This is a genomic window from Vibrio sp. Vb2960, from assembly GCF_033337665.1.
Taxonomy (GTDB): Bacteria; Pseudomonadota; Gammaproteobacteria; order Enterobacterales; family Vibrionaceae; genus Vibrio; species Vibrio alginolyticus.
On sequence record NZ_JAWORD010000037.1, the window covers coordinates 1 to 13,108 of the forward strand.

At 46.4% G+C, this 13,108-nt stretch carries 3 protein-coding genes; 1 reads left to right on the forward strand and 2 read right to left on the reverse strand.

Going from position 1 to position 13,108, the window contains the following annotated elements; translation table 11 throughout:
* On the forward strand, window positions 1-12,288 hold a 12,288-nt coding region (locus R7O03_RS21845), incomplete at its 5' end, for a DUF5801 repeats-in-toxin domain-containing protein (RefSeq protein ID WP_318132023.1).
* Between the two features lie 184 nt (window positions 12,289-12,472).
* Here the strand turns inward: R7O03_RS21845 and R7O03_RS21850 are convergent.
* Both R7O03_RS21850 and R7O03_RS21855 read right to left on the reverse strand, forming a co-directional pair.
* Entirely contained in the window at window positions 12,473-12,775 is a 303-nt protein-coding gene (locus R7O03_RS21850) for a hypothetical protein (protein WP_047101396.1), read from the reverse strand.
* 80 nt (window positions 12,776-12,855) lie between these two features.
* Window positions 12,856-13,086, reverse strand: coding sequence for a hypothetical protein (locus R7O03_RS21855; protein ID WP_005376575.1), 231 nt, complete (start codon window positions 13,084-13,086; stop codon window positions 12,856-12,858).
* Window positions 13,087-13,108: the final 22 nt, after the last annotated feature.

The window sequence follows — 13,108 nt, forward strand, 5'->3', positions numbered from 1 at the left end:
TATCAACTGGATTCAACCGCTGATCCTGTTGCGGGGCTAACCTCTCAAGGTGAGGCGATTACCTTGGTGGAAACCGCGAATGGCGACGGCAGCTTTACCTATGTTGCGACCGCTGACGGTAATCCAGTCTTCACGTTGAATGTCGCAACAGATGGTACGTACGACTTTACGCTGCAAGGTCCGATTGACCATGCCGCCAACAGCGACAGCCTGACGATTGATTTCCCAATTATTGCCACCGATTTTGATGGTGATACGACTTCGGCGACCATTCCAGTCACGATCACGGATGATGCGCCAATCATCGATAATGTTGTACCTCTGGCTGTAGACGAAGATGATTTATCAGGCATTGGCTCAGACCAAACTGACGCTGTTTATGTTGAAGGCGCGTTTACGACCACTCAAGGTTCAGACCGTGTGGTGAGCTACCAGCTTGATTCAACTTCGGATCCTGTCGCAGGTTTAACCTCCCAAGGTGAGCCTGTTACTTTGGTAGAGAATGCGAATGCTGATGGCAGCTTCACTTACGTGGCTACCGCGGATGGCAATCCGGTCTTCACCATGAATGTTAATGCTGATGGCACATACAATTTCCGCCTTGAAGGGCCGGTGGATCACGCGTTAAACAGCGATGAATTGGTTCTGAACTTCCCAATCATTGCAACAGACTTTGATGGCGATACGACAACCGCGACTATTCCAGTCACGATTACTGATGACGTTCCAACCATCGATAACGTTGTCCCACTAACAGTAGACGAAGATGACCTTGCCTCAATTGGCTCAGACCAAAACGATGATACGTTTATGTCGGGCTCTTTCACCACAACTGAAGGCTCGGACAGTGTTGTTAAATACCAGCTTGATGCAACAGCAGATCCAGTAGCAGGGTTGACCTCTCATGGTGAGCCTGTCGTGCTTGCTGAAACTGCTAACGGCGACGGTAGTTTTACTTACACTGCCACAGCAGATGGCAATGCCGTATTTGAATTGGTGGTGAAGCCAGATGGCAGCTACACCTTTACTCTGCAGGGCCCACTAGACCATGCGGTGAATAGTGACAGCCTGCAAATCGACTTCCCGATTATCGCAACAGACTTTGATGGCGATACTTCGACAGAAACACTGCCTGTCACCATCGTTGACGATAAACCAACCATCAACGATGTAGATGCAATCCGTGTGGATGAAGATGACTTAGCGACGATAGGCTCTGACGGCTCAGATCCAATTTCAATCGATGGCAACTTCACTACAACGCAAGGCTCTGATGGGGTGGTGAGTTACCAATTGGATGCTGCTGCAACGCCAGTTGATGGTCTAACATCGCAAGGTGTGGCAGTGACCCTGACGGAAACTGCAAACGGTGATGGTAGCTTCACTTACCAAGCGACGGCAGGTTCTGAGTCGGTCTTCACGCTGACCGTTAATACGGATGGTTCATACAACTTTACGCTGCAAGGTCCAATCGACCATGCGACGGGTAGTGATGAGCTGACGCTGAACTTCCCAATCATCGCGACGGATTTTGATGGTGATACCACCACAGAAACGATCCCAGTCACCATCGTGGATGATAAACCGACCATTACCGATGTCGATGCGATTACCGTTGATGAAGATGACCTAGGCACGATTGGTTCAGATCAGACTGGCCCGATTTCAATCGATGGCAACTTCACTACCACACAAGGCTCGGACCGAGTGGTAAGTTATCAGCTTGACGCGTCTGCAACACCAGTGGCTGGCCTTACATCACAAGGCGTGGCAGTCACACTGACGGAAACCGCAAATGGTGATGGTAGCTTTACTTACGAGGCGACAGCGGGTACTGAAGCGGTCTTTACTCTGATAGTGAATACTGATGGTAGTTACAACGTCACGATTGAAGGTCCAATCGACCACGCAGTAGATAGTGATGAGTTGACACTGAACTTCCCAGTCATCGCGACAGACTTTGATGGCGATACCTCTGCTGAGACAATTCCTGTCAAGATCGTTGATGACAAGCCGACACTTGGCGGAATCGAAGCAACAAGTGTGCAAACGGTTGATGAGGATGATATCCCAACAGTCGGATCTGATGGTACGCAGTCGAACAGCATTGCCGGTAACTTCATCGCGACTGATGGTTCTGATGGCATTGTCGAGTACAGAGTTTCTGACCTAACGACGCCAGTACAAGGCCTGACCTCTGGTGGTCAATCTCTGGTTATGGTTGAAGTATCAAACGCAGGTGGCGTTTCAGTTTACGAAGCTCGTATTGATGGCACGACGACACCAGTATTCCGTGTGACTCTCGATGCTTCTGATGATAGCTACACGTTCGATTTGCTTGCTCCTCTCGATCATCCAAATGCTGATGGCCAAAATGAACTGGTCATCAATTTACCGATAAACGCGACTGACTTTGATGGAGACGTGTCGAACAACATCACCTTACCAATTACGGTTGTGGATGATGTTCCGACCATTGATGGTTTACTAGCAGGCAGCGAACAAACCGTTGATGAAGATGACCTACCAGCAGGCACGGATGCTGCAAGTGCAGAAGATACTGTTATTTCAGGTACTTTTGATATCACCGAAGGTGCTGACCAAGTTGCTTCTATTCAGCTGAGTGACCTGACCACGCCTGTTGCGTCACTGACTTCAGATGGTGAAGCTATCACCTTAGTTCTGTCTTCTAGCGCAAACGGCGTGAACGTATACCAAGGTGTTGCTGGCAATCCTGCTGAAGTGGTTTTCGAACTGACGCTGGATGCAACGAACAACTCCTATGAGTTCGATTTACAGAAGCCGCTTGATCATCCCGATGGTAATCAGCAAAACGAGATTGTTATTAACCTCCCTGTGACGGCGACAGATAATGATGGTGATACTTCACCAGCCTTCACATTGCCAATTACCGTTGTGGATGATGTTCCAGTTGTTACCAATATTGAAAGTCTACGTGTCGACGAAGATGACTTACCTCTTGGTTCTGATGGAACGAAAGAGCCATTAACGGTATCAGGTGAGTTCGAAGTCACTAGCGCAGATGGTATTGATGCTTTCGAATTGGATCTAAGCTCAAATCCTATCCCGAATCTGAAATCGGGTGGAGAAGAGGTAACACTTTCTCAAGACGTTGGTGCTTCAACTGCTGACGCGCTTGTTTACGTGGGACAAACTCCGGGTGGAGTGACTGTCTTCACGTTGACACTTCATCAAGATGGTAAATACGACTTTGAGTTATCTGGTCAGTTAGATCACGCGGTTAACTCTGATGAGATTTTGTTGAATCTACCTGTGAAGATCACGGATGGCGACAACGATATCATCACTGCGACCTTGCCAGTGACGATCGTAGATGACAAGCCAACCATTGATGCTATTAGCTCTGGTAGTACCTTGTCTGTGGATGAGGATGATATTCCGAGCCAAGGTTCGGACGACACGCCAGAATCCAATATCATTGGTGGCAACTTTGACGTTACTGATGGTGCCGACTCTATCGTTAGCTTCCAGTTGGATAGCTTAACGTCGCCTGTTTCTGGACTTACCTCAGGTGGTCAACCGCTTGAGTTGGTTGAGTTTTCAAATTCAAACGGTGTGATTGAGTACCGAGCTTATGTACAAGGTACGACGGACACCGTCTTTAAACTGACGCTAAATGGTTCAGCAGACAGTTATGAATTTGAACTGTTGGGTGCACTTGATCATCCTGCGGGTAACGATGAAAACTCGTTAGTCATCAACTTCCCAGTCAACGCGACCGATTTTGACGGCGATGTGTCCAATAACATCACCTTGCCGATCACAGTAGTGGACGATGTTCCAGCGATTGTGAAAGTGACAGACTCAAGCCAACAAACCGTTGATGAAGATGATCTTGCTGGTGGCTCTGACACGACAAGTAGTGATTCAACGGTATTGAACGGCGGATTTGAGGTCGTTGCTGGTGCAGACAAGATTGTCAGCTACCAAGTTTCAGACCTCGATGCAGTCGTGTCTGGCTTAACGTCGAACGGCAGCAGCATCGAGTTGAATCTAGTAGGCACGAATGGTGGAGTTACCAGTTACGAAGCGGTTATTACTGGCACATCAACTAAGATCTTCACGCTGTCTCTTGATGCGAATAATGACAGCTACCAATTTGAGCTGTTGGGACCAATCGACCATGACGCTGTTCAAGGTGAAAACAACCTTGTCATTGATATTCCAATTACAGTAACAGACTTTGATGGTGACACGTCATCATCACTGAATCTTCCAATTACCGTAGTTGATGACATTCCCGAAATTAAATCAGCAGATGCTTTGGCTGTTGATGAGGATGACCTTGCCAACGGCTCTCAGGCAACCAACAAAGACAGCCTAGAAGCGACGGGCAATTTCGATACGGTGGAAGGGGCAGATACCGTTGTCTCTTATCAGCTGGATCTTACTTCTAACCCGATACCAGGAGTCACTTCAGGTGGTCTTGCGGTGACGTTAGTTCAAACCGCGGTAAGCAACAACAACTTTACTTATCAAGGTCAAACACCTGATGGTAACTCAGTATTCACGCTAGTTTTGAACGCTGACGGCTCTTACAAGTTTACGCTTGAGGGTGCGCTAGATCACTCAACTCAAGGCGAAGATACACTCATACTTGATCTCCCAGTCTTTGCGACCGATGTCGATGGCGATACGGCCGGTATTAACTTACCAGTGACGATTACCGATGATGTTCCAACCTTGCACGATGCATCTATTTCGCGTGTTGAGGGACAAGGCAGCCGCACGGTTCGTTTATTCCGAGACCCTGTAGAGGGGGATGATGACCTTGGTGCTGACGGCGCACAAGTGACTTCATTCTCGGCTGATGATTCAGGCATTTACTTTAAGCAAAACGGTGTTGATTCTGATTCTGTCGATTTGAACGGCAGCGACCAAGTCGTATTTGTTCACAAGGTTCTTGACGGAGTGGATACTGAAATCGGTCGTTTGGTTGTTCGAACCGATGGCAGTGTGTCATTCCGTCCGAATGACGATCTTGACCATACCGAAACCGACTCGATTGATTTCACCATCAACGTTGTTGCAACCGATGGTGATGGCGATATCGCAGATGCCGATGTGGATATCTCGATAAGAGACCGCAATGCGCAAATTGACACGTCTACCGTTACTGCGTTCGAAGACCAAGGGCGTGATGGTGTCGTTGTGGGCGTTGACTCTGCAAATACTCAGGACAACTTGTCGACGCTGGATGTTAGCCCTGCGAAAGTCGACCTGGTTATCAATTTACATGATATCGACCGTAACGAGAGCTTAGGTGACATCACTATTCGAGATGCTGATACTCACAACGGTACGTTCTACTACAGAGACGGCAGTGGCAACTACATTGAATTAACATCTGTGGGCAATACGGTTGTTCTCGACGCATCAAATGTTGAGCAGTCATTCAATGGTGAGCTTGTCTCGTTAGATAACTTGTACTTCGTACCAGATCGTCATACATCAACCGATGCTTCTGGTATCGATCCTCGTATCCGCGTGGAAATTCTTAACAATGGTACGCCAGATCATACGATTAATGGTCGTTTAGACATTGAAGTTGCTGCCGTCGCAGATATTGCAACGTGGACGGCAAGCAGCGAATTTAACTACTCGGTTGATGAAGATGGAAACAATGTCGCACTTAACATCACGGCTGAAACCCAAGACACTAGTAACCCTGAAGGCATTGTGTACGAGCTTGTCTTTACACAAGGAGAAGGTAATGCAGAGTTAGTCTATTCAGATGGTAGTGCGATACCAAAATCCGGTGGTGTTTATCTGGTGGATGCAAGCCGAATTGATGAAGTTCAAGTTGATCCGATAGATAACTTCTCGGGTGAAATCAGAATTGATGTCACCGCTATTACGACGGAAAACAACAATCCACTGCTTGGGAAAGATACCGCTCGCTCAGAAACCGAAACCATCATTATTGATGTAAACCCAGTTGCGGATAAAGGTAGTTTTACTGTAAACCGAATTAATGTGTTTGAGGATAATGCTCGAACTCAAAATACGGTAGACCCTGTCACTGATCACGACCCACTCCAATTAAGTGAAGTGATCACCATGAAACCATCAGCGGACTTAGATGGTTCTGAAGCGTTATTTGTGCGCATTTCTAACTTCTCAATTGATGGGGTTACTTTGGTGTGGCTGGACTCAGCAAACCCAAGTCAGATAGTAGAAGTGACCGATTCAGGCGGCAATGTACTTTATTACGAAGTGCCAGAGTCTGAATTAGCGAACGTCGAAGTTCTTCCTCCGTTGCACAGCAATGATGACTTTACTTTCAATGTCGAAGGCATTGTGAAAGACACAGCATCATTGTCTACCGGTACGACAGAAGATGTGTTGTCACTGGGCAGTAAGACTGTCATCGTTGGTGTAAAAGGTGTTGCTGACATACCAGACACGGTATTAATTGACGCGGGGAACGTTTGGAACCGATTCGTAGACGGAGATGTGGCCGGGATAGAGACGACTATCGAAGAGAATGGTGTTGTAAACCTCAACTTCTCTGTTGTATCAGGTGAAGTTGCCGATAGACCACAGGATGATTCAGAAGCCATTACTGTTATCCTGTCCAACATCCCCGACGGTGTTCGTGTCGTAGATTCAGACGGCTCAAGCGTTGACCTCACCTTTGTTGGCTATGATGGTAACGGTCAACCGATTTACGAAGCAAACATCACTGGGCTGAATTTTAATTCCGGTATTCAAATTATTCCGGAAGCCTCTTCAACTGAAAATATTGCGATTACAGGGACGATCATTGTTACCGAGAATGATGGTCATAGTCGTGTGATTGAAAGAGAGGTAAGGATCAAGGTCGAACCCGTTATTGATGCTCAAGATAACTACGTTGTTCGATCGGAGGGAGATGAAGATACGCGCTTTAACATCGATTGGAAACCGACGCTCGTACAAAGCCCTGATACCGATGAATTCTTTAGTGATGTAACCATCTCTGGATTTCCTCCAGGCAGCACGGTCTATGTAGATGGTGTGGCACAAGCGCTTGTTTCTGGAACACTAACGCTTTCACCGCAAGCTGGTGAATCAGAGCAAGATTTTTCCGCTAGAATCTCTCAAAGTGGCTATGTTCAAGTCCAGTTGGAGCAGGATTCAAGTACTGACTTTGACTTGACCACAACCGTCACTGTGAAAGAGATTGACCATGAATATGTTGACGCTTCGAATCCCGGTGAAGGTATCGCTGAGAAAACCATCAATGGTACGGTGAATGTCCAAGTTAATCCAATCGTTGAGCCAGAGGATAAGACGGGGGCAATAGACGACCAAACCCGTCTGCTTGTCACTGAAAGTGGTGGTGGTGCTACCGATATCGTGAAGTCAGACGATCAAGGTAACATTGACTTTACGATCAACACTTCTATGGGGGGCGAGTCTGGTGCTCATATCATTAAATATCAAGAGTTTGATGCGTCTTCAGATGAAGTGGTGACTCAACTTGTTGTTCAATTTCACAATGTGGACCCTGAGATCCTCAACCAATTGGTTATCGTCGGTGCACTAAATGAAGGTGGAGGTCGTTGGACAGTAACTAATGAAGACAACTTCTCAATTAAAGCGCCGTCTGGACTTGATTTAACACCAAACGATGACAGTGACGATGGCGATAACGGTGGTCTCTCTCAAATTGGCTTAACCATTTACGCAGAAGTGAATGATTTGGGCGAAGATTTGGGCAACGAAAAAGATGCGACGGTCATGCGCCAAACGGATGTGACACTTGAATTTCCTACCGTTCTCACACCGCAAATGAGTGTAGCGGCAGAGATTCAGGTGGCTGATGATGTCCAAATTCAAGCGTTGGAAGACAATTCTATTAACCTTGGTGCTCAGTTAACGTCGAAAGTTGATGCGATTAATGCAGATGGCGTGGAGGATGTCTTGACTATTATCGTCGATCCTTCAGCTCCTGGTATTCCTCCTGGCTTGGTGATCACGGGGACGGATATCGACTTTGTCAATGGTAAATACGTGTTCCAAGCCCATATCGATGCGAGTGGAAATATTACTGGCCTTGATGGTTTGACGATGCACTTGGCAGAAGATTACGCAGGTGATTTCGAATTACCAATTCGGTTCGTCACTAAAGACACTGAGTCCGGTGATGAAAAAGAAAATAATGTTCAGTTTCCAGTTCAGGTTTTACCGGTTGCAGACGTTCCGAGTTCAGCCGGGGATCAGCCGTTGGATAGCGATGTCACACCAAATGTAAGAGTAGATATCGTCGGTACTTTCGGCTTGGATGCAAACAAACAACCTGTGACTGATCTAAATAACGACGTTCCCACGGCGGATGGTGTTGGTTACGAAGATGGCTTAATCCAACTTAACTTGAGTGTTGATTTTGCCGATCAATTTAACAACACTCAAGGTGGTCGAGAAACACTAACGAACATCAAGTTAGAGCTTGATGACACAACATTAGGTGAGTTTGTTGATGCCAATGGTAACAGCTTAGGAACCAGTATTGAGTTTAATGAAGCTGAGATTTTAGCTGGTGCGCTTGACAATGTTCTGTTTAAGCCAAAAGAAAATTACCCCGTAGGTGGTGGCCAAAATACCGTCAAGATTAATATCGAGGGAGAAATTACTGATGAAGCTGTGTTTGATCAGTCTATCTTGAATAACTCTGGCGATAATATAGATGTGAGAACCTTCACTGACGATGTCACATTTGAAGTTACGCCAGTCGTTGATGACATTACCATTACAGGTGCCGATCCGACGCAGCCAATCACGGTGATTGGTGACGAAGATACTTTAATTTCGCTGAATCAACCGGGCTCTGGTGTTTCGATCAGCCTGAACGATAATGACGGTTCTGAGAGTTTCGTTTCACTCAAGTTAACGGGACTTCCTGATGACTTTATCGTTAAATCCAATTCCTCTGATTATGTTGTTAAGAACAACGGTGGGGGCGAATGGAGTATTCAACTAAAAGATCTCACTCAGACGTCCATTGACCTGAGTGACATCCAAATTAAACCGCCAAAACACTTTAGCGGCGAGGCTGAGATAGGTATTACGGTCTTCATTCAAGAGGAGTTGCTACAAGTTCCAACGGAACGAAACAACAACTTTACGCTTATTGTCAATCCTATTGGTGATGATGTTGATGTGAACCCCGACACTTCGGCTGCAGGTAATGAGGGCGAAGACATTGTTATTAATGTAAATGCGTTAGTGGTTGATAACAAAGAGTCCATCGGAGATGGTGCAAACTACCAGGAAAATGATCCAGAGACGCTGAGAGTTGAGGTCTCAAATGTCCCTGATGGGGCGAGCGTTTCATTACCTGATGGGACAGTATTTACTGACCAAGGCGGCGGCGTTTTTGTCTTAGAAATCAATGCTCAAGACTTGGAGCAAGTGGTGTTTAATTCTGGTGATCGCAACGATAACTCATGGGATGGTTCGCTGCATTTCAAAGTGCAAGCCGTTGATACTGGGCTCGATGGCAGTCAAAGCTTGGGCTCCGCAGAGGAGTTTGATGTCACTGTTGATGTTGAAGCAGTGAACGATCGTCCAGAGTTCGTCAATACCGTGGATGTGGAAACACCAGAAGATACGCCAATGCTGCTTGATGGTTTCAGCATTACCGATATTGATGCCGTACTCGATGATCCGAATGCTGAATACGTACTCAATGTGAACGTCGACAGCGGTATCTTGGAGCTTAATCCAACGCTCATCGCTACTTACAACCTAACCGTGAGCGGTGATGGTACGGACTCCGTTGAACTGAAAGGCACAGTGGCCGATCTAAACAATGCCATTGCAGACGGTCTGATTGAGTTTAACCCAGAGCTGAACTTCTTTGGTGACGTTCAGGTGGACGTGACAGTCGATGACCAAGGTAATGAAGGTATCGTAATTGGTGGGGTAGATGACACCCTAAATACCAACAGCAGCAGCTTCAATATTGAAGTAACAGCGGTGAATGATACCCCAGAAACTACGCCAGTGACGCTACCGGATATTGAAGAAGACAGTGGTGTGTTCTCCATCTCTGAAGCGGATCTTATTGCGAATGCGACAGACGTAGAGAACGATAACCTCACGGTCAGCAATGTTCAGTTAACGGATCCGAATTCGGGCAGCATTACTTTCAACAGTGGCACGGGAGAGTGGGAATTTACCCCAGCACCAGATTACAACGGTCCAGTTGAAATCACGTACACCATTACAGATGATGGCACGACAAATGGTGCATTCGATCCTAAATCGGTTAACGGCAGCGCATCGTTCAACGTAACGGAAGTCAATGATGCTCCAACGACGTCTGAAGTGACACTTTCTGATATCGCAGAAGACAGTACGGCGGTTGATATTACCCAAGCTGATTTGTTGGCGAATGCGTCTGATATTGAAAACGACACCTTGATGGTGAGCAATGTCCAGTTGGTTGATCCAAGCAGCGGCACATTGGATTTCGACAACGTAACAGGTACATGGTCATTTACTCCTGCGCCTGGCTACAACGGCAAGGTCGATTTGACCTACGACATTACCGACAACGGTACAACGAACGGTGTTTCAGATCCTCAAACGGTGTCAGGAACGGCGACCTTCGAAGTCACTGAGGTGAACGATGCACCGGTAACATCAGAGGTAACGTTGAGTAGTACCGAAGAAGATGGTGGTTCGGTAACTATTACGGCTACTGAGTTGCTGAGCAACGCAAGTGATCCTGAGTCAGACAACTTGACCGTCGATAATGTTGCGTTAGTGGACCCAACTTCCGGCACGCTGACTCAAGTGAGTGCGACAGAGTGGACGTTTGAACCCGCAGCAGATTTCTTTGGTGACGTTAATTTCACTTATGAAATCACAGATGACGGAACCACTAACGGCGCTCCAGACCCAATTACAATCGCGGGCACAGCAGTGTTGAATGTTGAAGCGACCAATGACGCACCTGAAATCACTGCAACGTCGGTAACGGATACGATCAACGAAGCCAATGGCCAGAAAATAACGGGTATTAGTGTGAGTGACGTCGACTTTGCGGGCGCACAAGCAAATGAAAGCATGACCGTGACTCTTACAGTTACCGAGGGCGACCTTCGTGTCGAGCCGCCAGCAGGTAGTGGTGTGACTGTTGGGGCGGGGATGGCTGGTGAAATCACCCTAATGGGCACACCAGATAATATTAACTCCGTTCTTGGAGCAACAGACGCTTCTGAGGGGGTATTTGTGGATGCAGGAGATGTCAACGCAGCTTCAATCACTTTATCGGTGAAAGTCGAAGACAACGGCGTGTACTTCGAAAATGCATCGGGTACCGCATTGGAAGCGAATCAAGACTTCACTATCAATGTGACACCTGTAGCTGATGCACCTACATTGAGTATCAATCCTCAGTTTAATTACATTCGTCAAATTGCGGCTAGCCAAACCGCGAGCAGTCAAGGTTTAGCGATTGTCGGAATCATGGCGGCGCTTACTGATATTGACGAGGTGCTGTCTTTGGAGCTAACGGGCGTACCAGCTAGTGCTGAGGTAACAAGTGGCGTTTCTCCATCAGGCATTAGCTTCGATGGTACCACTTGGACAGTACCAAGCGATGAAATTGATACGCTAGAAATTGTCGCAACAGATACTAACAGTGGTATTGATGTCGGTTCTTACGATATTTCGCTTACGGCGATATCAACGGAATCTAATGGCGATGAAGCGCAGTCTTCACCTGTCCAAATTAGTTTGGATGTGAGTAGTGATAGCGACGATATTGACCAGTCAACCGCAGTGGACGACAGCTATTTAGTCGGCGGAGACACAGGTACCAACTTGATTGGTGGAGACGGTGACGACGTTATTCTGGGTGGTGATGGTGATGACGTGCTTATCGGTGGCTTAGGCTCAGATATCTTAACGGGTGGAGACGGCAGCGATATCTTCAAGTGGACGGTAGATTCCGTTGATGAAGGGGCAGTGGATACCATTACTGACTTCACTGTTAACGAAGACAGTATCGATTTACGTGAAGTTATCTCTGATCTCAATAACTCAATGATCGACATGGATGATCTGCTTGGTCACATTTCGGCAGACTACGATGCATCGACGGAAAGTGTTTCTCTGAACATTACGACGGATGCAAATGTTCAACAGACTATTGTCGTGGAAAACTTAGGTACTTCAATCGACTTCAACGGTCTCAGCTCCAACGAGATTGTAGAGTCATTGCTCAACAACGGTGTTATTGATAACGGATAAACCTGTATACAACACAAAAATGGGCGGCTCTGATAAGCCGCCCATTTTTTTCGGGAACGCTTGATTTTAAACAGGAGATATTTGAATCGAAATAGAAAGCAAGAACGAAGCAAAGGGGTTATCTTGTTACGACGTTATAGTGATAGTTGGAAATTAAAATAGCGATAATTTGACGTTAAATCGCCTAAACGTGGATGTCTAGCAAGCTGCCAATGATTTCATTGTTTTTCTCTATGACAGACGCGCCAACTCGGTTATAACCAGCGGCTTGTGCGAGGTTGATGAGAGATTCAACTTTTTGAGAGGGAAGGCTAGGTGTTGAGGCTGTTATTGCGACATCCGCAACCGCAGCTAAATCGATGTTGTGATCAGAAAGCTCTTCTTTTACCTTACTTACATTATTGCTAATGCCATGTGCAGCTTTCTCGGCCATTTGTTGTGACATCTGAACGATGTGGTATCCAGATTGAATTCCCGATACAGGCATATCACTACTCCCAACATTATGATAGTGAGAGCATAGGTGGAGTTTATAAAACGTTCAAGTGTTTTATATCAATGACTTGATTAGGCAAACAGTTTGGCAAGCATTTCTCTTTCTTCACCAGATAGAACCGGTTTTTGCGCTTTATTTAGTTTCACGCTGATCTCACCTTGTAATGACTTTAACTGACTTGCCGTTAAATCACTGAGCTTTTGCTTAAGTTCATTAAATTGTTGTGCGTTCATCTCAATACCTTCGTCGTGATTCGGTTTATCCGTCGTTGCCCGAAATTCTTCATCCTTTGGATACAACATATTTATTCAACCAAAATAGATT